This is a genomic window from Campylobacter peloridis LMG 23910 (assembly GCF_000816785.1).
Taxonomy (GTDB): domain Bacteria; phylum Campylobacterota; class Campylobacteria; order Campylobacterales; family Campylobacteraceae; genus Campylobacter_D; species Campylobacter_D peloridis.
Map to the genome: position 1 here is coordinate 1628388 of NZ_CP007766.1, position 23044 is coordinate 1651431.

Genomic DNA, 23044 nt, shown 5'->3' on the forward strand with positions numbered 1-23044 from the left:
CAAGGGTTAGTTTTTACTTACAATATTAATGATATTTTGAGCTACTTTTTTAGCAATAGGTTCAACAAATTCAGCAGGAGAAGTAAATCCTACACAAGAGCAATTAATCTCACCTAAAACATATTTATCTTTACCATTTTCATCAGTATCTAAAATAAAATCTGCAGTCCAAATCAACGGAATGTCATAATTTCCAAGTTTTGAGCGAATTTCTGGTAAAGTAGCTAAAAACCAATCAACCAATTCTTGCCAATCTTTTGGTTCATCATATCTATATTTTGCACCAGAAAAAAGTGTAGCAGAAAATGCATCAGCACCTTCAGCAGGTTTTTTATGTACTACATAAATTGGAGTATGATAAAGCATTAAAATTCTAATTTCACCTTCTTTAATACGCGGCAAAAAAGTCATATCTACAAGCATACCATTATCGCCTACTATATATTGCTCACAAAAATCCATAAATTCACCAAGTTCTCTTTCTTCTGTATGATTATCTTTTGCTTCTGTGCATTTGATTTTTGCATTTAAAGGCACGCTTGTAGCACCTGCTGGTAATTCATCTATCAATCTTACACGCCAAATTCCCTCACCCGTTGAGCCACGATTTTGTTTTAAAACCCTCTCACCCTTTGCTAAAGTCTTAACAAAATTTTCTTTAAAAGTTTTAATATCATAATATGCATAAGTATCTTCAGGAACTAAAGCTGTTTTGTTAAGCTTAGTAAGGGCATCTTTAGCACCATATCCTATCATTGCATCAGGATGTGGCATACCTATTACTCCATTTGCACAAAGTTTTCTTAGCATGTCAAAATATTCATTTTCTTCTTTTAAATTTCCTGGATTAATCCTTGAAACATAAGCATCGGCATTATTTTTTACATATTCATAGATTGCGTCTTTTTTTTCTACTTCAAAAAAAATAACCTCAGCATTCCAACCTTGTTCTTTTAAGGCATTTACCATAGGCATAGTATCTTTTCTATGTCCATCTTCGCCCTTATCACTTCCGCCTCTAACTTCGAAAAAAACAATATTTTTTTTCATACTATTTATCCTTTCTTTATAATTGATATAACAAAATAATAACCAAGTAAGTATTAAACTTTATTTATAAATTTTCTTTAAATTCCCCAAATTCGCACTTGCATTTAAAAGCAAAACATCAGCCATTACAACAGCCACCATAGCACTTACAACAACACTCCCTCTAATACCCACACAAGGATCATGTCTTCCTTTTAATTCATAAATTAAATTTTGACCATGTATATTTTGAGTTTGCTGGGGTAAAAATATAGAAGGAGTAGGCTTAAAATAAGTCTTAAGTTCTATAAAATCTCCATTTGATATTCCGCCTAAAATTCCTCCGCTATGATTGCTTAAAAATTTTCCATCTTTTAAAGCATCATTGTTTTTACTTCCATAAGTATAGCTACTTTTAACCCCACTACCAATTTCAACTGCTTTAACTGCATTTATACCCATAATAGCATGAGCAAGTTTTGAATCAAGCTTATCATACAAAGGCTCTCCAAGTCCTTTTATAGGGTTTTTAACCCTTGTAAAAACTCTAGCACCAATGCTGTCTTTGTTTTTTTTAGCCTTTGTTATCTCATCTTTAAAATCTTGTTCTATATTTTTATCCAAAGAATAAATTTCACTATTTTTAGCATATTCAAAATCAAATTCATCATTACTAAGTTTGCTCTCAAGCATACCCACGCCAAAAACCCCACTCATAATTTCAATACCAAATTCTTTCAAAAGCATCATTGCAACAGCACCTGCTGCTACTCTTGCAATACTTTCTCTAGCACTTGCTCTACCCCCACCTCTATGATCTTTAATGCCATATTTATGAAAATAAGTAAAATCTGCATGTCCTAAGCGAAAAACATCTTTTACATTATCATAGTCTTTAGAATGAGCATTTTCATTAAAAACCATTATGGCTATGGGAGTTCCTGTAGTATAGCCATTAAACACTCCGCTTAAAATTTGTGCCTTATCCTCTTCTTTTCTAGGACTTGAAAATTTGTTTTGACCAGGCTTTCTTTTATCAAGCATATCTTGTAAAAACACTGCATCAAATTTAACTCCCGCAGGCACCCCATCTATAACACAACCTACAGCAAGGCCGTGAGATTCTCCAAAACTTGTAAATTTAAATCTTGTTCCAAAAGTATTCATATTTTCCCCAATTTTTCCAAAGCAATCTTTGCACATTGTTGCTGAGCTTCTTTTTTACTTCCTGCTATTGATCTTGCTACTTCTATACCTTGAATTTTTACTGCAATTTCAAATTGTTTTTTATGATCAGGGCCAAAAGCTTTTACTACTATATATTCTGGTGTTCCTGCCATATGTGCTTGAGTAATTTCTTGCAATTTGGTTTTATAATCTTTAAACAAATTTTGTGTATCAATATGAGGATATACATCTTTAAGCAAATCAAGTGCGATATTTTTAGTTTTTTCAAAACCTATTTCCAAATACAAAGCACCCATTAATGCCTCAAAAGCATCAGAAAGTATAGAAGGTTTATTGCGACCATCGTTATTTTCCTCAGCAATAGACATAAAAATACATTCTCCAAGATTAAGCTTTTGTGCTAAATTTGCAAAAGATTTTTCATTAACCAAAGCCGCTCTTAATTTAGAAAGATTTCCTTCGGAGTCTTTTTGGAATTTAAAAAACAAAAACTCACCTACAATTAAATCCATCACCGCATCGCCTAAAAACTCTAATCTTTCATTGTTATAAGGCTTTTTATAACTTTTATGCGTCAAAGCTTCGATGAGCAATTGCTCGTTTTTAAAATGATATTTTAGTCTTTCTTGAAGTTTTTTAAGCATTTATCGCCTTTCTTCTTGAAGTTTTAAAGCAGCATTGCGTGCTAACTCATCACAACGCTCATTTAATTCATGGCCATTATGCGCTTTAACCCAAATGGCTTTTATTTCATGAATTTTGGCTATTTGAAGGTATTCCTTCCAAAGATCAGTATTTTTTTTGCCTTTGAAATCTTTTTTTACCCACTCTTTAAGCCATTCATTAATACTTTGAACCATTAAATTAGAATCTGTGTATAAATTGATTTTACAAGGTTCTTTTAGTGCCTTTAAGGCATTTATAATAGCCATTAATTCCATGCGATTATTTGTTGTATTTTCACATGATCCACTTTGTTCTTTTTTATGATTTTTATATACTAAAATATATGCCCATCCTCCAAAACCTGGATTATTCAAACAAGAGCCATCAGTATAAATTTCAATATTTTTCAAGCTTTTACCTCATAATAAATCTCACAAGTTTTAAATTCATAACAAAATGGACAATGATAAAAAAATAATGGACTTTGATTTTTACAATTACAACAAACATAAGTAAAACTAAGATTTGCTTTAAGTTTGTTATCATTTAAAATTTTTAAAATTTTTAATTTAGTATTTTTTATATTTATAGGTTTTGATTCTAAATTTTTAGCATAAAAAAATTCATGATACTTTTCATCTTCTACATTTAAAGCAACCAAACACTCATCAAGCAAGTCTATTATATTTTCAAATTTAGGCATTTGAGTAATTTTGTCTTTATAATGTAAAAAGCAAAGTCTTAATACGGATTCATTATTTTTAGCTAAAGCCAAACATTCTTTTATTTTTTCTTCTTCACTTTGCGAACTTGATTGAATTTTTAAAGCTTTAATCAGAGCTTTTTCTTCATATATATTATCCCCAAGCTCAAATAAACACTCTAAAACTTCTAAAACCCTATCATAATCTTTAAGTTTTAAATATACAATTTTTAAAAGTTTTAAACTTTCTTTATTGCGAGATTTAATTTTTAAAGAATTCAACAAAGCTTCCACGCTTCGCTCTAAAAATCCTGCTTTTAAGTAAACTTGAGCTAAAGAAAAAAATATGAATTCTTTTTGGGTTGCATCATTTGTTTTTTGCAAAGCAATCAAATAAATACCCACTGCTTTTTCAAATTCACCACTTTTAGTAAATACTTGTGCTAAAAAATTTAAATTTTCTATACTCAAGTTGGCATTTTTTAATATTTGCTGATGAGTAGAATTAATCTCAAATTTTTTTACAAAACGATCTAGTTTATTTTTTTGATCTTTATTAGTATAAATACGCCAAAGAAAATGCGAACTTGTGATTACAAACACCAAAGCAGTTAAAACCATAAGACCAAACAAAGGATCTCTATATTCTACAAAGAAAAAATCCATTATATTGCAACTTTAACTTTTAAATTTATAACAATTATAGCTAAATGCATATATAATTTTCTTTAAGGTTTAAAAATGATAGAACAAACAAGTATAGAACAACTTTTACAAAAAGCAGATATTGTTGATATTATAGCTCATTACATTGAAGTTAAAAGACAAGGCTCAGGCTATGTATGCGTGTGTCCTTTTCATGATGATAAAAACCCTAGTATGCATATAAATTCAGTCAAAGGGTTTTATCATTGTTTTGCATGCAAGGCTGGAGGTAATGTTTTTAAATTTGTAATGGATTATGAAAAATTAAATTTTATCGAAGCAGTGGAAAAAGTTGCCTCATGGAGTAATTTTTCACTTAGCTATACCACCCAAAAACAAGATAATAAAAAATCACTTACTCATATTTTACCTACTCTTAATGCTTTTTATAAACAAAATTTATCTAAAAACAAAGAAGCTTTAACCTATCTTTACCAAAGGGGTTTAAATGATGAAGATATTAGAAAATTTGAACTAGGTTTTGCACCAAATTCTAATGAAACACTAAGACTTTTACAAAATGAACAAATTCATCATAATGATGCTTTAGAAGTAGGTGCTATAAAGCAAAATGATAATGGAATTTATGCAAGTTTTATTAACCGCATTACCTTTAGTATTTATGATCATAAAAATTTATTAATCGGTTTTGGCGGAAGAACACTTGATGAAAACAACATGGCAAAATATGTTAATTCTCCTCAAAGTAAGCTTTTTGATAAATCCCGTGTTTTTTACGCACTTAATTTAGCAAAAGATGAAATTTATAAACAAAAGGAAATGATAATTTGTGAAGGCTACATGGACGCCATAGCTTTTCACAAAGCAGGTTTTAAAAATGCAGTAGCAGTTTTAGGGACTGCTTTAGGTGAGCATCATATACCTTTGATTAAAAGATTAGAAGCTAAAGTGATTTTATGTTTTGATAATGATAATGCAGGTTTAAACGCTGCTACGCGTTCAGCACATTTACTAAGCTTAGCAAAAATAGATGGCAAGGTTGTTTTAATTGAAGGTGGTAAAGATCCTGCTGAGCTTGTGGCTGCACATAAAGAAAAATTACTTTTTACTATATTAGAAAAAGGTTTAGAACTTGGAGAATTTTACATAAGAAGTATTATTTCTAATTTTGATCTAAATTCAGCACTTAATAAACAAAAAGCTTTGGAAGAAGTTCAAAAATATACTTTTAACCTTGAGCCTTTAATAGCAAATTCTTATACCAATTTAGTAGCAAATCTTTTAGGGGTAAATTCTTATGATATAAAGCTTTCTAAAAACACAAAAAAGAATTTTTCAAATCCTACTTTTAATCTTGCAAAAAAAACAAAAATCAACAACATAAGTGAGTTAGAACTTTTAAAATTTTTACACGAAAATCCAAAGGCTTTAAATTTATTTCATCTTTTAAGTTCAAAAGAGTATTTTTTACATCAAGATATAATAGAAGCTATTTTAGATGGTAAAGATTTTGAAGATCCAAATATCAGAGAACTTTATGAATTAGAAAATATAAAAATTCTAAACAATCTTGAAGAATTTTTATATGCTATTTGTAAAATCAATTTTGCTTATTTTAACAAACTTACAAATTTGACTTTAAAACAAGTGTATAAAAAACAAATATATCACATATTAAATCAAAATTTAGAAAAAATCAAAAAAAATTACCAAGATGATGAGAATTTTTTTCAACATTTAATGGAAGTATTAAAAAATATACAATTTTTAAACGATGAAGAAGGCTTGGAACTTTTTTTTGCTAGATTACAAAAAAACATAAAAGATAAAAAAGCAATTTATTATGATTTTGAAAATGAAACTTTTTAAACAAAAATTAGCATAAAAATTAAAAATACTTCACTACAATAAACAAAAAAATCGAAAGGACAAAATGAAAGCATTAGCACTTTTTAGTGGCGGGCTTGATTCTATGCTTGCTATAAAACTTATAAGCTCTCAAGGCATAGAAGTAAAAGCTTTAAATATAAACATAGGCTTTGGCTCAACAAGCGATAAAAGCGAGATTATGGCAAAACGCGCTGCTATGGCAGGAGCTAGTTTTGAAATGATAGATGTAAGAAATTCATATTTGCAAGAGGTTTTGTTTAATCCCCAATATGGCTATGGTAAGCATTTTAATCCTTGTATAGATTGTCATGCTTTTATGTTTAAAACGGCTCTTTCAATGTTAAAAGATGAAAATGCAAATTTTATCATTACAGGAGAGGTGGTTGGCCAACGCCCAATGAGCCAAAGAAATGATGCTATGGCTAAGGTTAAAAAACTAGCTCTTGATGAGGAAGATTTGATTTTGCGTCCTATGTGTGCTAAAAATTTACCTTTAACTAAGCCTGAAAGGGAAGGTTGGGTAGATAGGCAAAAATTAGAAGGCATTAGTGGAAGAAGCAGAAAAAGACAACTTGAACTAGCTGCCAAATTTGGTTTTGAAGACTTTGAAAGCCCTGGAGGAGGATGCTTATTAACACTTGAGAGTTTTTCAAATAAAATTAAAGATTTCATTAAATTTGATAAAAATATGCAAGTGAATGATGCTCAACTTTTAAAATACGGCCGTCATTTAAGACTCCCAAATGGTGCTAAAATGATAATAGGCAGAAATGAGCTAGAAAATCAATTTTTAAAAGAATTAAAAACCGATAAATACGCAGAAATAAAATTATTTGATTTAATCGGTGCTTATTCTTTGGTAGATGAAAACATAAACAATGAGGATTTAAATTTAGCCCTTAGCATAGCATTAACTTATGCAAAAACTCAAAGCAATATCCAATACAAAATAGGCTTTAAAAATAAAATTTTCCAAAGCATGGCTTTTGAAGATAAAAATAAAATTCAAAAATTTTTTATTAGTTAAACTACCCTTTTTAGGGTAGTTTTTTAAAATTTCTTTCTTCTTACTTCTGCAACTATATCAGCTGACATTACATCAACTTCATTGGCTACAGAATTAGTCGCATGTGCAATTTGTGAATTTTCTTTAGTTAATCCATCAATTACTGATACTGCTTGATTGATTTGAGAAATTCCCAAAGCTTGTTCTTTTATACTCTCACCCATTTCATTAATAGATTGTACTAAGATATTAGTATTAGCTTCAATCTCACCTAATGATTTTTGAGTTCTTTCTGCTAAGTTTCTAACTTCATCTGCAACAACAGCAAAGCCTCTACCATGTTCACCAGCACGCGCTGCTTCAATAGCAGCATTTAATGCAAGTAAATTAATTTGATCAGCAATATCTCTAATTACATCTGTAACTTCTTTAATATCACTACTTTGTTTAATAACCTCTTCAGTTCTTGCTGCTACTGCATTCATAGAAGCACTCATCTCTTCAACAGCAGCTGCACTTTCTTGTAAAGAATCAGCTTGTCTTTGAGCACCATCATTAAGTTGTAAAACACTTTCTTTTAATGCATCAGCTTTAGTTTGCAACAATTCACCTTGTTTTAAAGAAGCTTGAAGCATTTTTTTAATTTCTACGCCTACTGCATTGATTGATTTTTCTATTTCACCTTCTGCATTTTCAAGTTTATCTGAAAAATCAAGATTTTGAAAACTTGCAAAAACCCTTTCTATTTCGTTTAAATCCTTTCCTATTTTTCTTTGCATATCTTCAAGCATTTTATTTAATACTTCTTTTAATTCTATGAGTTTTGGGTTTACTGGTGTAGTTTCTATTCTTTGAGTAAAATGGCCTTTTTCTATATCATGAGATACATCTAAGATATTTTTAACAGTTATCTCATCTTTTTCAAGATTTGCTTGTATATATTGCACATTATCATTTATAGCTCCAGCCATTTTTCCTATTTCATCATTATATCTTGGGATTAATTCTTCTATGTTTGGAATTTCGTGGTTTAAATATTTAAAAAATTTCATAAGATGATTTTGCAATCTTTGAACTCTAATAGTCACTATACTTTTCATTGCAAAAGATAAAACAATAATTATAACAACAACCCCAATCAAACTACTAATTAATATCAAATTTCTAAGAGTACTAATTGGTTCGTATATAGTTTTAGTAGGTGCTATAGCAAGCATTGACCAATAAATTCCAGTATTTGGCCACACTTCAAAAACTCTTATAGCTCCATGATAATCATCACCCTTATCAGAAACATAGTCAATGCCTTTAACTTGAATTTCTTTTGTAGCTTCTAAAACATTAGTTGCATTTGGATTAATATCAGTTATTTTTTTAGTAACAAAATCAGCATTTGGATGTGTAGCTATAACTCCTCCATTAGATAATAAAATTCTTCTATCTCCTTGATAAACAGATCTTGATGGATCATTAAAATCATTAGCTAAAATTTTCATATCAAATATCATGCCAAGCACACCCAATACCTTGCCATTTTTATCTATCAAAGGTGTAGCTATATTTGATCCAAATATTTTTTCTCCATTAACATCAAACCACCTAGGTTCACCAAAATAAAGCTTATCGCCTTTCATAATATGTTCAACACCTCTTAAAGAAGCTATATCAGAACTAGCCTGTATAGTTGTCATCCCACCTGCTTCTTTTACATCTTTATCTTTCATTAAAACCATAAATTCTTTTCCATTGATAAAATATTTATCATCAACACCTAAATTTTTATACGCAGTTCCATCTTTTAAATAATAATACCCATATGCTATAGTAGAACTAGCATCTATTGTTTCTCCAAGTATATTTTCTATCCTTTTTTCAGATATAGGCCCTTCTTCTAATAAAGTGTTAAAAATTTTTTGAGTCCCAATAGCAGAAATAAAAAAAGACTTTATAGCCGCTTCTGCTGAATTTGTATAGCGAAAAACAGAAGTCATCAATGTTTTATTGATCTGCTCGTTTAAAGTCTCAGTTGATCTTTGGATAATAAGCAAAGAAATGCCACCTAAAATAACAACAACAGTAAAAACAACAATAGCAATAACTTTAGTGCTAAGTTTTAAATTACGCAACATTGAAGTTTTCTCCTTTCACGAAAAATAATTTCTTATCATTATAAATAATTATTTATTAAAGAAATATAAATTTTATTAACTTAATATTTATTTTATTAAAACTAAATTTATCTTTTTTGCAAATAATCTACATATATGATAAAATAGGGGGGGGGATATAATAAAAATTAATATTAAAATAATTATTCTTGTTTAAAATATATTTAAAATATAAATTAATTTTGCTAAAATAAAAATTTATACATTTAATATAATTATTTATTTTAAAATTCACTCTTACTTCACTTAAAAAACTATATAATTCTCGCATAAAAACAAAGGAGAAAAAATGAAAAAGAAAATCACTGCGTTATTAACAGCTTTAAGCCTTTCAAGTTTTGCTTATGCTGATGGAATTTATGGGGTAATTGTTGATGTTAATGATGGTGCAAAAACTATTTTAATCGATACAACCTATGGGCAAAAAATGAATATAAAAATTCTACCAAATACTGAAATTGATATGGATGATTGTGGAATTTTTGGTATGGATAAATATGGAACTTTTAGAGATTTAAAAGTAGGAACTTTTATAGAAGCTGAAGTATTTCATGGATATGCACAAACTACGCCAAACCCACAAACTCCAAATCAAATTCAAAACATAACCGCTAAAGAAATTAAAATAGAATGCAAAAAAAGAGCATACTAAGCTTTTTCATGTAAAATAACTTCCTAAAAAAGGTTATTTTACATGAAATTTATAATTACACTAGCATGCCTTTGTTCATTTGCATTTGCTTACAAAGTTCAAGGTATATTAAAAAATATCAATCCAAACACAATTAGCATACAAACAAATTTTGATAATAATTTAATTATCACTATATTACCTCAAACACAAATTGAAATTTATGGTTGTGGAGTATTTGGTAGCAATAAAAAGCAAGCCAATGTTCAGGATTTAAAAAAAGGTAGCTTCATTAAGGTAGATGGTAATAAAAATGGAAGTATTATTATAGCCCAAAAAATTATTGTAGAATGCAATGATCAAAAAAGAGCTTTTTAGTTTAAAAGCTCTTTTTGCTGTTCATTGTTAATTTTTTCTATATAAAGACTTTGAGAAGGAAAGGCAAAGCTGAGTTTATTTTTATCAACAATTTTCATCAATTCTAGTAAAATACTCTGTCTAGCTGCTCTAAAACCCGCTGCATCAACCGCTTTAGTATAAAAATAAACTTCTATATCAATAGAACTTGCACTAAAACCACTAACTGCTACATAGGTATTATTCTTATAACCTTCTAAATCATTTACTGAAACCAAATTTTGTCTATATCTTGCACGAGAACCTCCAAGATTTAAAGCACTATCATCAACTTGTGCAATTAAAGGACTGCTAGCTAATAAATATCTAATATCCTCAACACATTGTTCAAGTTGTTCTGGTTTTGCATCATAAGTCACCCCTATAAATAATTTAACATGGCGGCCTATTTTTCTTTTGCTCCAATTTTTAATATTTGTCCCCATAATAGTAGAATTAGGTAAAAAAACTAAAGAATTATCAAAAGTTCTAATTGTAGTTTTCCTAAGTCCAATTTCAACTATAGTTCCTTCAACACCTGAAATTTCAACCCAATCACCTTGATTAAAACTATTATCAAAAAGCAAAAGCACCGATGCGAAGAAATTTGCAATAATATCTTTAGCAGCCAAAGCAACCGCTAAACCACCAATACCCAAAGACGCAATTAAAGCTGAAATATTAAAACCAAGATGAGCTAAAATAAACAATACCGCTATAATTATAATGATAAAATACAAAATTTTAATCACTAAATTAACTACTTCTCTTTTTCCGCTTTTTTCAGCTAATTTTGCAACAACCACCATACCATAACTATCAAAAATATTAATCGTAAGCCACGCAGTTAAAATAGCATATATAATATATAAAATATTGCTAATTCTTATATCTACTGGTGCTGGATAATAAAAAATAGTAAAACAAATTCCCAAAGCATAAACAAATAAAAACCAACCAACTGGACCTTGTAATTTTTCTAAAAAATGTGTTTTAATTTCTAAATTAGCAGATTTTTTACCAAATAATCTTATTAAAAAGAAATATAAAATTTTTGCAAGATAAAATTTTAAAGAATAAAAAAATACAATAACCGCTAAAGATATAGCTATTTTTCCTACATTAACAGATTTTATTTCTACGCTATCGTTAATATAATTTATAGCATTTTGCAAACCAAGCTCATTAAATAAAAAATTAGTTTCTAATAAATTTGCATTGTTTCTTAAATATACTAAGATTTCATTATAAGATTTAATGGTATTTCTTAAATTATTTTCACTATTTTCTAAAGTTCTAAGTTGCTCTATGTCGTTGATTTTTTCTTTATCTACAGAAAAATTAAATACTATACTTTCTTTTAACTCATCTATAGTTTTGTCTATTATGGCTTTAATTTTTTGGCTTTGTGCTCCTTGTATAAAGATTTTTTCAAGCTCAAAAATACACATATAAAACCGCTCAGCAGAAGTTAAATTTAAAAGTTTAATTTTATTATCAACATAATCATAATATCTATTTTGTTTTTGTGCTCTTTCAATATTTTTTTGCAAATCACTTTTAGTGTCTAAAAAATCTTTCACCTCTTTATCTTCAATCTTTTGCGCTACCATTTTTAAAGGTAAAATAGTCAAAATGCTATTTTTTTGTCTTTCAATTTCTTTTATATTATCTTTAAATTCACTCACATTAGAATCACTTGTGTTAAAACTTTCTAAAACTAAATTAAGTTCTATGTAATTTTGTACTAAAGAAAAAATACTATTTTTATCATTAAATATATTTTGGTTTTCTTTATCTTGTGCATTTAAATTTAAAATAAATATTGTTAGTAAAATTAAAAATATTTTTTTCATGATTTTTTTATCCTCTCTTGTATAAGTATAAAATTTTCAAAATTAAAATCATACTCATAAATTTCACCCGTTTCTATGATGTAATACCAAGCATGAAGTTCTATTTCTTTTTTATTTAAAGCTTCTTCTATCCCTGGATAAGTAAGCAAATTTTGCAAAGAATTAACTAAGTTCATCTTCTCAGTCATCCAAGCTCTCATTGCTATATCGTCTTTAGCAACCTGAGAAACTTTGATTTTTATTGGCTCAAGCAAGGTAAGCCATTTTTTAACATTAGGCATATTCTTTAAATCATTTTCACTAGCATATAAAGCCGCACAGCCACCACAATTGCTATGGCCGCAAACTATAATATTTTTAATATGCAAAGAATTAAAAGCATACTCAATAGCTGAAGTAGTCGCTAAAAAATCATCACCTACTCTATAAGGTGGAATTATATTGCCTATATTTCTTATAACAAAAAGCTCACCTGGACCTGTGTTGGTGATTAAATTTGGAATCACTCTAGAATCAGCACAACCTATAAAAAGCGTATGAGGGTTTTGCTTGTTTTTTAAACTTTCAAAAAGTTCTGCATGCTCTTTAAAATCCTCTTGCATAAATTTTAAAGCACCTTCGATCAAATTTTTCAAAAATTTCCTTTAGCAAAAATTTAATTACAAATTATACTAACTATTATTTAATCTATAAATTATCGCATAAATTTATTTTTTATTATATTTTTATACAATTTTAATCTTTTATTTATCTTTTTTTTGTAAATTTGGATTTTAAAAAATATTTTGGAGGATATTAATGAGTCTTTATGATAGAGATTATTCTAACTCTAAAACTCAAGAATTTGAAGGTTATGCTAGAAGTGATTTAAGTGTTTTTATTAAGCAAACTTATCAGCTTTTTGCCGCTTCGTTATTAGCAGCAACAGCAGGTGCTTATGTGGGAATTTTTGCCCTAGCACATTTATTTGCTCAATCTCAAGCAACTTTTTGGATTTTATTTATCGTTGAGATTGGTTTATTGTTTGCTTTACAATGGAAAAAAAGAGAAGCACCGCTTAATTTGATTTTACTTTTTGCCTTTACTTTTTGTTCAGGGCTTACTCTTACTCCGCTTTTATATTCTGTTTTAGCACTTCCTGCTGGAGCTAGTATTATCGCTCAAGCTTTTGCTTTAACAACCGTAGCTTTTGGAGCTTTGAGTATTTTTGCTATGAATACAAAAAAAGATTTTACTATGATGGGAAAAATGCTTTTTATAGCATTAATCGTTATCGTGGTAGCTTCTTTGATTAATCTATTTTTTCAAAGTTCAGTTTTAAGTTTAGCAATTTCTGCTATAGGAGCGATTTTATTTTCTTTTTACATTCTTTATGATACACAAAATATCATTAGAGGAAACTATGAAACTCCTATTGAAGGTGCAGTAGCACTTTATCTTGATTTTATCAATCTTTTTATCTCTCTTCTTAATATCTTAAGAAGTTTTAATAGTAGATAATTTTTGCGAGAATAATTCTCGCAAAATTCTTTTTTCTTTCAAGTTTTTATCAAGCTTTTTAAGTTAAAATACCCATTTTAATTTTCAATAAGGAAAATTTATGATTACTCTTTTGATTATTTTGCAATTTGCGATTGTTGTTGTTATTTGTATTGCAGTTTTATTGCAAAAAAGTTCAAGCATAGGACTTGGTGCATATAGTGGAAGCAATGAAAGTTTATTTGGTGCTAAAGGTCCTGCTGGTTTTTTAGCTAAATTTACCTTTGTAATGGGCATAATACTTATTGCCAATACAATAGCCTTAAGCTATATGTATAACAATGCCAATAATAACTCACTTGCTGAAAAGGCTGAACAAATTTTACCAAAAGCACCAGATGCAAACACTACTATCCCAGTTGCACCAAGTGCACCAATAAGCGAAACAAACTCTAGCAAATAAAGGAAAACCATGCTTAATGAAATTTTTACCAAACAAAAAGAATACTGCGAAAAAAGCTTAGAAGCTTTAAAAAAAGACTTCACTACACTAAGAACAGGCAAGGTTAATATCAATATACTTGATCATATTCATGTAGATTATTATGGAACACAAACCCCCTTAAATCAAGTAGCTACCGTATTGGCAACCGATGCTTCAACCATAAGCATTAGTCCTTGGGAGAAAACCATGCTAAAAGCTATAGAAAGTGCAATAGCTGCTGCAAATATAGGGGTTAATCCTAACAATGATGGCGAAAGCGTGAAATTGTTTTTTCCGCCTATGACAAGAGAACAAAGAGAAGAAAATGTTAAACACGCAAAAGCAATGGGTGAAAAAGCTAAAGTTTCTATAAGAAATATCAGAAAAGACGCTAATGATGGGGTAAAAAAACTAGAAAAAGATAAAGCAATATCAGAAGATGAAGCTAAAAAAGCTTATGATGAAGTTCAAAAACTAACAGATACTTACACAGCAAGAGTTGATGAATTGGTAAAAAATAAAGAAGCAGAACTTTTAAAGGTTTGATGATGAATTTAGAACAAATTTATAAAGATTGTGGTGCTTATTTGCAAGGGCATTTTTTGCTTAGCTCAGGAAAGCATTCTGAGTTTTATTTGCAAAGTGCTAAAGTTTTAGAAAATCCAAAACTTGCTGCAAAACTTTGCGATGAGCTTGCAAAAATTATCACTAGCTTTAATATAGAATTTGATAGCATTTGTTCTCCAGCACTTGGAGGAATTTTAGCAGGCTATGAGCTTGCTAGAGCTTGCAATAAGCGTTTTATCTTCACCGAAAGAGTTGATGGGATAATGAGTCTTAGACGCGGTTTTGAAGTAAAAAAAGGCGAAAGATTTATTATTTGTGAAGATATCATCACAACAGGGGGTTCAGCTTTAGAAAGTGCTAAACTTATACAAGATTTAGGTGGTGAAGTTTTAGCTTTTAGTGCTTTAGCAAATCGTGGTTTTTGTGCGGTTAAAAATTTAAATAACCCTAGAAAAGAAAATGCTAAATTACCTCAAGATTTACCGCTTTTTGCCTTGGGTAATTTTGAATTTGACATTTATGAAGCAAGCCAATGTGAGCTTTGTAAAAAAGGAACAAAGGCTATTAAACCAGGTAGTCGTGGTAACTAATGAAAACTAAAGCAAAAATCGCGTCTCGTTTTTTGAGATTTAAAGCTTTTTTAATTGACATATTTTTGCTTTATGTGCCTATTTTATACCTGTTTTATTTTACTCTTGGTTCTAAAGAAGCTTTTTTAAATAATCAGTTTATTATCTTTTTATGTCCTTTATTTTTTGGACTACTTCAAACTTTATTTTTGGCTAAAAAAGCTCAAAGTCCAGGGTTAAAAGCCTATGATTTATATTTGATTGATATAAAAAATGGGCAAAAATTAAATTTTATACGAATTTTTTTGCGTTATATTATTTTTATCATAAGCTTTGGCTTACTAATTGGTTTTTTAGTAAGTTTTATTAGAAAAGATACTCTAACTTTACATGATATATTAAGCCAAAGTGCTATTGTAAGAAAGGTTAGCAATGAATAGAAAAAGAATTTATAATCCAAAATCAAATGAAACCTTAAATGATAGAAAGGTTTTTAATGGTAATCCACATGGTATTTTAAATTTTACCAAGGCAAAATACACTTGGGCTTTGAAACTTTGGGATTTAATGGAAGCAAATACTTGGTTTCCAAAAGAGGTAGATACAACAAAAGATGCGCTTGATTATCGTTGTAATCTTACTTTAGCTGAAAAAAGAATGTATGATTTGGTATGGTCTCAACTCATTTCTATGGATAGCTTTCAAACAAACAATTTAGCTGATAATATCAACCCTTATATCACTGCACCTGAAATCAATGCAGTTTTAGCACGCCAAGCCTATGAAGAGGCTAATCATTCAAAATCTTATGCGGTTATGGTAGAAGCTATTTGTGAAAATACAGATTTAATCTATGAAATGGAAAAACATGATGAGACTTTAAGAGAAAAAAATGATTTTATTTCAAGCATTTATGAAGAATTAGCCGGTGAAGTAGATGATAATAAACTTTTGCTTGCTATGGTGGCTAATCAAATTTTAGAAGGGGTGTATTTTTATAGTGGATTTACAGCTATTTATGCTCTAGCGCGTGCGGGCAAAATGCTAGGCTCAGCGCAAATGATTCGTTTTATACAAAGAGATGAAATAACGCATTTATTATTATTTCAAAATATGATAAATTCAGTGCGTAAAGAAAGAGCAGATTTATTTCACGATGAAAATATCAATAAAATTTATGATATGTTTAAAAAGGCTGGAGAACTTGAAATAAAATGGGGCAAATACATCACCCAAAATCAAATCATGGGCTTTACAGATGATATCATAGAAGAATACATCCATTATCTTGTTGATCAAAGGCTTACAGCCATTAATCTTGATAAAATTTACAATGCTAAACATCCTATTAAATGGGTGGATGATTTTTCTAAATTTAACGATCAAAAAAGTAACTTTTTTGAAAGCAAGGTGACTAATTATTCTAAAGGGAGTTTAAGTTTTGATGACTTTTAGTTTCAAAACTACCTCCTAATTATACTGACTATAAATTATTCTTTTCTTATTCTTTAATATTATTTTTTTATTTAATTTATAAAGGTAAAATTCGCATTTCATAAATTCATTTTAGGAGATGTTATGGAGTTTTTAGAACTTTTATTAATCTTAATCGCCATAATCCTAATGATAGCTAAACCAGAAAAAGAAAAATTAGCTTTTTCTTTAATAGTTATTTCTTGGGTGATTATGGTTTTTGACTACCTGGGTCGTAAATCAGGTGCAATCTTAGGTTTAATGAATCTATAAGGTGGTGAAAATGTGTGATATTAACAAGACTAAATTCTTTTACTTTTTAATGTGTATGGCAGGCTTTTTGGTTATTTTAATGCCTGTTGGAACAGCAAATTTAATCTTTGGATATATGTTGGGCGATAGCCCTTGCACCTCTTGCTGGGGACAAAGAGAGTCAATGATATTTATTGGTGTAGCGGCATTATTTATAGTGCGTTATGGAATTAAAGGAAAATTCCTTGCTTTTCTTTTAATTGCTACTGCTTTTGGCTTATGGCAATCATTCAACCACATCAGTTGGCACGCACATCGTGATCTTGATCAAGGTTTTGGTTTGCCTATTTTTGGCTTGCATACTTATTTTTGGGCTGAAGTAGTATTTTGGGCTGTTGTTTTATTGCTTGGGGTAATTTTTGCATTTGCACCAAAATTTGGATCTTTTGAAAAAGAAATGGAAGGTGCTAGCTTTAGAAAATTAACCAAATTCAACCTAGCTGCTATGGTAATTGTAGCTTTCATTGTTGCATCAAATGTTTTTCAAGCTTTCGTAAGTACTGGGCCTGTTCCATATAGCGGACAAGGTGATCCTGTGCGTTTTAGTTTAAATCCAAAATACATTATTTGGTCAGATGCTGGCTGGAGTAAAAGCTGGAAAAGTTTTTCTGTTTTAGGGCCGCGTGATGTAAAAGATCCTGACTTTGCATTTGCACCTGCAAGTGAAAAACTAGGAATTAAATTTGATAATAACACAAGCAATGCTCCATTTGTAAATATCGATGAGAATTTAAAAATTGCAAATGAAACTAAGATTGATTTTGCAAAAGCTATCAATACTCTTGATTATATCAATGGAGAATATGTAGCAAGCTCTAAATGGGATGTGTTTTTCTTAGATAATAATTTTAGCGTTAAAGAAAAATTCTTGCTTGATCCATATTATTCTGCTACGATTAATCCTATAGTTGCGATTATTCCTTATATGAATGATAAATATCTTTTAATGGGTTCAAACAAAACATTCTTAAGATTTGCTAAAAATCCAAATGCAGATGATGCTTTGCAATATGCACATTTTATGGAGGGTGCAGATAAATTTGAAGGAACTGGTAAAGATTTAGGTCGTGGAAGAGTTGATACTATAAGAGCAAAATTCCACCACATTTTAAGTACTACTGCTGATGATAAATTCATGTATATTGCAACCGTTCCAAATAATAAAGATGCAAAAACCTTTGTTATTTCTAAAATTTCTTTAGCAGATAGAGTTCTTTCAGCTGAATTTACTCCAAAAGCAAATTTAAAAGAAGGTAGAAGCTTAGGTGATCTTTATATAACTTCTATGGCTTATAAAGATGGAAAAATTTATGCATTAAGTAAAAAATACAATGTAATTGTAGTTATTGATACAAATAAAGAAGAAGTGGTAAAAACTATATCTTATCCACAAAGCATTACTAATGCAAGAAGTTTATTCTTTAAAGATGGAAAAATAAATATTCTATCTTATCAAGATAATACAAATATACTTTATACGCTAGATTAATTTATAGGGCATTTTAAAATGCCCTATAAACTTTTAACTTAGATAAATAAAAACTAAGATAAAATAACACTTTTTATTTTAAGGAGTGATTATTGATTCATTTATTTGAGCAAAAACAATGTCAAACCATGGCAGAAGAAATTCAAAAAAATACTTTTATCAATGAAGAGTTGTTTGAAGCTTTTTGTTCCACTCCTAGAGAAATTTTTTCTCCACTAAAAATACACGCTTATAGACTAGATGCTTTACCTTTAATGGGAAATCAATGGATAAGCTCGCCTCTTACTGTGGCTAAAATGACAATGGCACTTGATTTTAAAGACGCTGATAGTGTTTTAGAAATAGGCTGTGGAAGTGGCTATCAAGCAGCTATTTTAAGTAAGCTAATAAGAAGAGTTTTTACTATAGAACGCATAGAAAAATTAGCATTTAGTGCTATAGAAAAATTTAAAAAACTAAAATATACCAATATACATGTAAAATTTGATGATGGACAAAATGGTTGGAAAAACTACGCTCCTTATGATAGAATTTTGCTTTCTGCTTATACAGAACATATTCCAAATGTTTTATTCGATCAACTAGAAAATAATGGAATTTTAGTTGCACCTTTACTCATAGGTAACCAACAATTCATTACTAAATTTACTAAAAAAGACAACGAAATTATCAAAGAAATTCTAGAAGAATGCCTTTTTGTGCCTATCAAAGATGGCAAAGAATAATCTTTAAAAAATTAATTTTAATAAAATTATTTTTAAATATATAAGCTTAATATATAAAAACATATCTTATAATTATCTCCAATAAAGGAGATAAAATGAAAATCAAAATTTTAGCTTTTAGTGTTTTATTTACTAGTGCTCTTTTTGCTTACGAACAAATGCCACAAAATGCTACACATGGAGTAGTCGATAAAGATAAATGGGTTAATTTAGATAAAAATTGGGTATATTGTGAAAGCGGAATGAATCAAGCTCCTATTAATTTTAGTACAAAAAATTCAACTAAAAAACCTCATTCTCTTAGTTTTTCATATGCTAATAATTCTTTTGGTTTTATCAACGATGGATATACTATAAAAATGCATTTTGGCAGTAATGAAAGCAGTATATTGTTTGATGAAGTTGTTTATGATTTATCTCATTTTCATTTTCACAGTCCTTCTAAAATTTCTATAAACAATCAATCTTATCCTTTAGAAATTCATTTTTCACATGTAAGCAAAAAAGGTGATATAGTAGTAGTTGTGTTATTTATACAAGAGGGTAAAGAAAATGCTTTTATCAAAAAAACTATTCGAGCTTTTCCTAAAAAAGAAGGCGATAAACTTTATGTTCAAGGCTTAAATGCAAATGAACTTTTACCAAATAATACAAATGTGTTTTATATTTTTAAGCATAAACTAAATAAACCTTGTAGTAAAAAAATCACTTGGATAGTCCTTAAAGAAAAAACACAAGCTTCTAAAGAGCAAATTCAAGCCATAAAAGCTTTAATGGGTAAGGGAGATAATCTTAAAATTCAAAATATACAAAAAGTAGATTTTAGCGACTGAGTTTGATTATTTAGTCGCTAATTAAATTTTTAATTTGATTAAGATTTGCTTTAAAAATTTTAAAATTCAATTCACAACTTATTTTTAAATCTGCAAAAAAAGGATTTTTCAAACTAGCTATGAGTAAAAAATCATCTTTTTGCAATACATTTTGAGTAGAGAATTCTTTTTCCTTGAGTTTTTGAAAGATATTTTTACAAGGATTAATATCTTGTTTTAATTTTTTACTATAAAGCAAGATTCCGCAAAAAAAATTGCCCAATTCATCCTTAAAGCAAACATCATATAAGGTAAAATCCTTAAAAGCAAAAGTGTTTTGTGATTTATAATCTTTAATAGAAAAATCAAAAGCAATTTGTTTAAATTCTTCTTCTTTAAATCCTTCTTTACTAAAACTAGCATTATTTTGTTTTAGAAATTCTTCACACATTTTAAAAATCAATTCTTTGCGTCCCCACATGAGTTTTTTTCCTAAAATTCTAAAAAACAAAACTCCTGCTAAAACACTACCAAATAAAGCTATAATCAAGTCTTTACTAAATTGAAATATTAAAAAAAAGATAATCAAAGCCTCTGCAAATGCTAAAATTTGCAAAGCTTTGAGTCTTTTGTTTAAAGCTTGTCTTATGGCTTCAAAGTCCATTAAGATTTTGCCTTTTCCATTCTTTTTCTTTGAGTAGGATCTAAATATCTTTTTCTAACTCTAATATTTTGCGGAGTAACTTCTACTAATTCATCTTCTTCTATCCACTCTAGCGCTCTTTCAAGGCTTAATTTTCTAGGCGGAACAAGCTTTATAGCATCATCACTTCCACTAGCTCTAACATTGGTTAAATTTTTTCCTTTTATAGGATTTACATCAAGATCATTTGGGCGTGAGTGTTCGCCTATTATCATACCTGTATAAACTTTAGTTTGAGGCTCTATAAACAATACTCCTCTATCTTGTAAATTAAATAAAGAATAGCCTAAAGCTACGCCATTTTCCATAGAGATTAAAGCTCCATTGTTTCTTTTTTCTACTGATCCGCTAAATGGACGAAATTCTAAAAAGCTATGATTCATAACTCCTTCACCTTTAGTATCTGTTAAAAATTGAGATCTAAAGCCTATAAGCCCGCGCGCTGGAATTTCAAACTCTAATCTTGTTTGGCCATCTCCTGTTGGTGCCATAGTCTTCATCTCAGCTTTTCTTTTGCCAAGCTTTTCTATAACAGCACCGCTAAATTCTTCAGGAACATCTATTACTAAGTGTTCAAATGGCTCAGTCTTAATCCCATCTTCTATTTTTACTATAACCTCAGGTCTTCCTAAACAAAATTCAAAACCTTCTCTACGCATATTTTCAGCTAAAATGGTTATTTGAAGTTCGCCTCTTCCGCTTACTTTGAATTTACCTTCGCCTGTGCTTTCATACTTCATAGCGATATTTGTTTTCATCTCAGCTTCTAAGCGTTCTGCTATTTTATTTGAAGTTACATGCTTGCCTTCTGTTCCTGCTAAAGGGCCATCATTTACCGCAAAAACTATACTTAAAGTAGGTTCTTCTATATGTAAAGGATCAAGTGGCAAGATATTATTTGGATCGCACACGCTATCTCCCACATCTAAAGCTTCAAAACCTGCTATTGCTACTATATCACCACAATATGCTTCATCTATATCCATTTTTTCTAAGCCCATAAAGCCTATAAGTTTTGAAATTCTACCATTTACTTTACTTCCATCAGCTTTTGCTAAAGTTACATTTTCATTTTTCTTTACTTTACCATTAAAAATTCTTGCTATTCCTATCTTACCCACAAAATTATCATAACCTAAGGTAAAAACTTGAAGTTGCAAAGGATTATCAATACTTCCACTTGGTGCTGGAACTCTTTCTAATATAGTTTCAAACAAAGGCTCCATATTATCACTATCATCTTCTAAATTTAATTTAGCATAGCCATTTTTAGCTGCTGCATATACTACAGCAAAATCTAACTGTTCATCATTTGCTTCTAAAGCCACAAAAAGATCAAAAATTTCATTAATTACGCGTTCTGGATCTGCGGCTGGTTTGTCTATTTTATTTACCACTACTATAGGCTTAAGTCCTAATGATAAAGCTTTTTTTACAACAAATTTAGTTTGAGGCATAACACCTTCTTGTGCATCAACTAAAAGCAAAACTCCATCTACCATCTTTAGTACACGCTCAACTTCTCCACCAAAATCAGCGTGGCCTGGAGTGTCTATAATATTTATTTTTGTGCCTTTATAATTAATAGCGGTATTTTTTGAAAGTATAGTAATGCCTCTTTCTTTTTCTATATCATTACTATCCATAACGCGTTCTGAAATTTGTTCTCTATCACTAAAAGTTCCTGATTGTTTTAAAAGTTCATCTACCATAGTAGTTTTACCATGATCAACATGGGCTATAACAGCTATATTTCTAATGTTTTCCAAAGTATTCTCCAAAGCTAAATTTAAAATCTAAGATTATATAAAAATAATGCTTAAAATACTAATATTAAATTTTGGAACACTTGTTGCTTTAACTTTTGCAGTTATTATTTTTAAGGAGAAAAATATGTCAAACTTAAATTCACAAATTTTAAACACTAACTTAGAAAAACAAGGAACATCGGTTTTAAATAGTCAGTATTTTATGGAACTTTTAAAATATTTAGAAGTTAGCAAATCAGAAGAAAAAGAAGAATTAAATTATGCCAAATTATCAGGTGCTATTAGTGAAATTTTAGACAATGCTCATAATGAAAATGCTATTTTAAATGCTAAAAATATAGAAGAGCTATTAGTTATTTTTAAAAATTTCAACCTATCTCATGAAAATTTAAAAGTTGATTGTGCTATGCAATTGCAAAATTTATTTCCAAATTTGGCAAAAAACAACTTTATTATAGGATAA

Annotated in this window: 24 protein-coding genes and 2 pseudogenes; 15 read left to right on the forward strand and 11 right to left on the reverse strand. The window is 29.2% G+C overall.

The genetic code is table 11. The features are described 5' to 3' along the window. Positions 1–6: 6 nt before the first annotated feature. From CPEL_RS07995 to CPEL_RS08015, 5 genes are read right to left on the reverse strand one after another with little or no spacing between them, the layout of a single operon-like run. On the reverse strand, positions 7–1050 hold the full coding sequence (locus tag CPEL_RS07995) for a Cj0069 family protein (RefSeq protein WP_044599386.1): 1044 nt from the start codon (positions 1048–1050) through the stop codon (positions 7–9). 60 nt (positions 1051–1110) lie between these two features. Next, complete coding sequence (aroC, locus tag CPEL_RS08000; protein ID WP_044599598.1) at positions 1111–2196, reverse strand: chorismate synthase; 1086 nt, start codon at positions 2194–2196, stop codon at positions 1111–1113. Then, on the reverse strand, positions 2193–2861 hold the full coding sequence (gene rnc / locus CPEL_RS08005; RefSeq protein WP_044599387.1) for a ribonuclease III: 669 nt from the start codon (positions 2859–2861) through the stop codon (positions 2193–2195). The genes aroC and rnc overlap by 4 nt, the downstream gene beginning before the upstream one ends. Then, positions 2862–3293, reverse strand: a complete 432-nt coding sequence (rnhA, locus tag CPEL_RS08010; protein ID WP_044599388.1) for a ribonuclease HI — start codon at positions 3291–3293, stop codon at positions 2862–2864. Further along, positions 3290–4252 carry a tetratricopeptide repeat protein gene (locus CPEL_RS08015; protein WP_044599389.1) on the reverse strand — a complete coding sequence of 321 codons (963 nt, stop codon included), beginning with the start codon at positions 4250–4252 and terminating at the stop codon, positions 3290–3292. Before CPEL_RS08015 ends, rnhA begins: the two co-directional genes overlap by 4 nt. Before the next feature lie 75 nt (positions 4253–4327). Here CPEL_RS08015 and dnaG point away from each other — a divergent pair, with 75 nt between their 5' ends. Both dnaG and CPEL_RS08025 read left to right on the forward strand, forming a co-directional pair. Beyond that, the gene (gene dnaG, locus CPEL_RS08020; RefSeq protein WP_044599390.1) at positions 4328–6121 is read left to right on the forward strand and encodes a DNA primase; all 1794 of its coding nucleotides are present in this window, start codon (positions 4328–4330) and stop codon (positions 6119–6121) included. Between the two features lie 64 nt (positions 6122–6185). Further along, on the forward strand, positions 6186–7169 hold the full coding sequence (locus CPEL_RS08025; RefSeq protein ID WP_044599391.1) for an MnmA/TRMU family protein: 984 nt from the start codon (positions 6186–6188) through the stop codon (positions 7167–7169). 23 nt (positions 7170–7192) lie between these two features. Here the strand turns inward: CPEL_RS08025 and CPEL_RS09820 are convergent. Both CPEL_RS09820 and CPEL_RS09825 read right to left on the reverse strand, forming a co-directional pair. Next, positions 7193–7573, reverse strand: a pseudogene (locus tag CPEL_RS09820) (methyl-accepting chemotaxis protein); the annotation flags it as partial. Between the two features lie 1068 nt (positions 7574–8641). Continuing rightward, positions 8642–9277, reverse strand: a pseudogene (locus CPEL_RS09825) (PDC sensor domain-containing protein); the annotation flags it as partial. 328 nt (positions 9278–9605) lie between these two features. Here CPEL_RS09825 and CPEL_RS08035 point away from each other — a divergent pair. Continuing rightward, entirely contained in the window at positions 9606–9968 is a 363-nt protein-coding gene (locus CPEL_RS08035; protein WP_044599393.1) for a hypothetical protein, read from the forward strand. A gap of 42 nt (positions 9969–10010) precedes the next feature. Further along, positions 10011–10325, forward strand: coding sequence for a hypothetical protein (locus tag CPEL_RS08040; RefSeq protein WP_044599394.1), 315 nt, complete (start codon positions 10011–10013; stop codon positions 10323–10325). On the opposite strand, the gene CPEL_RS08045 is transcribed toward CPEL_RS08040, so the two are convergent. Continuing rightward, entirely contained in the window at positions 10322–12199 is a 1878-nt protein-coding gene (locus CPEL_RS08045; protein WP_044599395.1) for a mechanosensitive ion channel family protein, read from the reverse strand. The two genes, CPEL_RS08040 and CPEL_RS08045, sit on opposite strands and share 4 nt — an antisense overlap. Next, the gene (locus CPEL_RS08050; protein ID WP_044599396.1) at positions 12196–12834 is read right to left on the reverse strand and encodes a carbonic anhydrase beta; all 639 of its coding nucleotides are present in this window, start codon (positions 12832–12834) and stop codon (positions 12196–12198) included. Before CPEL_RS08050 ends, CPEL_RS08045 begins: the two co-directional genes overlap by 4 nt. Positions 12835–12997: 163 nt before the next feature. On the opposite strand from CPEL_RS08050, the gene CPEL_RS08055 reads away from it, so the two are divergent. The 10 genes from CPEL_RS08055 (at position 12998) to CPEL_RS08100 (ending at position 20130) form a co-directional block, all read left to right on the forward strand. Beyond that, on the forward strand, positions 12998–13699 hold the full coding sequence (locus CPEL_RS08055) for a Bax inhibitor-1/YccA family protein (RefSeq protein ID WP_044599397.1): 702 nt from the start codon (positions 12998–13000) through the stop codon (positions 13697–13699). Between the two features lie 100 nt (positions 13700–13799). Beyond that, positions 13800–14141: a preprotein translocase subunit SecG gene (gene secG, locus CPEL_RS08060; RefSeq protein WP_044599398.1), complete on the forward strand. Its 342-nt coding sequence runs from the start codon at positions 13800–13802 to the stop codon at positions 14139–14141. A 9-nt stretch (positions 14142–14150) separates the two neighbouring features. Further along, positions 14151–14708, forward strand: a complete 558-nt coding sequence (gene frr, locus CPEL_RS08065) for a ribosome recycling factor (protein WP_044599399.1) — start codon at positions 14151–14153, stop codon at positions 14706–14708. 2 nt (positions 14709–14710) lie between these two features. Next, positions 14711–15319 (forward strand): orotate phosphoribosyltransferase, encoded by a 609-nt coding sequence (pyrE, locus tag CPEL_RS08070; protein WP_044599400.1) that lies wholly within the window; start codon positions 14711–14713, stop codon positions 15317–15319. Next, positions 15319–15738, forward strand: a complete 420-nt coding sequence (locus CPEL_RS08075; RefSeq protein ID WP_044599401.1) for an RDD family protein — start codon at positions 15319–15321, stop codon at positions 15736–15738. The genes pyrE and CPEL_RS08075 overlap by 1 nt, the downstream gene beginning before the upstream one ends. Beyond that, positions 15731–16753, forward strand: a complete 1023-nt coding sequence (locus CPEL_RS08080) for an aerobic ribonucleoside-diphosphate reductase Ia, B2 protein subunit NrdB (protein WP_044599402.1) — start codon at positions 15731–15733, stop codon at positions 16751–16753. Before CPEL_RS08075 ends, CPEL_RS08080 begins: the two co-directional genes overlap by 8 nt. 123 nt (positions 16754–16876) lie before the next feature. Then, the gene (dba, locus tag CPEL_RS08085; protein WP_044599403.1) at positions 16877–17044 is read left to right on the forward strand and encodes a disulfide bond formation protein Dba; all 168 of its coding nucleotides are present in this window, start codon (positions 16877–16879) and stop codon (positions 17042–17044) included. Positions 17045–17054: 10 nt separating this feature from the next. Next, positions 17055–18572: a disulfide bond formation protein DsbI gene (gene dsbI / locus CPEL_RS08090; RefSeq protein WP_044599404.1), complete on the forward strand. Its 1518-nt coding sequence runs from the start codon at positions 17055–17057 to the stop codon at positions 18570–18572. Positions 18573–18667: 95 nt separating this feature from the next. Beyond that, positions 18668–19297, forward strand: a complete 630-nt coding sequence (locus tag CPEL_RS08095; protein WP_044599599.1) for a protein-L-isoaspartate(D-aspartate) O-methyltransferase — start codon at positions 18668–18670, stop codon at positions 19295–19297. Positions 19298–19392: 95 nt separating this feature from the next. After that, positions 19393–20130 carry a carbonic anhydrase alpha gene (locus CPEL_RS08100; RefSeq protein ID WP_044599405.1) on the forward strand — a complete coding sequence of 246 codons (738 nt, stop codon included), beginning with the start codon at positions 19393–19395 and terminating at the stop codon, positions 20128–20130. A gap of 10 nt (positions 20131–20140) precedes the next feature. Here CPEL_RS08100 and CPEL_RS08105 read toward each other — a convergent pair whose 3' ends face one another. Then, positions 20141–20773, reverse strand: a complete 633-nt coding sequence (locus tag CPEL_RS08105; protein ID WP_044599406.1) for a hypothetical protein — start codon at positions 20771–20773, stop codon at positions 20141–20143. Then, positions 20773–22581, reverse strand: a complete 1809-nt coding sequence (gene typA / locus CPEL_RS08110) for a translational GTPase TypA (protein ID WP_044599407.1) — start codon at positions 22579–22581, stop codon at positions 20773–20775. The genes CPEL_RS08105 and typA overlap by 1 nt, the downstream gene beginning before the upstream one ends. 124 nt (positions 22582–22705) lie before the next feature. On the opposite strand from typA, the gene CPEL_RS08115 reads away from it, so the two are divergent. Then, positions 22706–23044 (forward strand): hypothetical protein, encoded by a 339-nt coding sequence (locus CPEL_RS08115; protein ID WP_044599408.1) that lies wholly within the window; start codon positions 22706–22708, stop codon positions 23042–23044.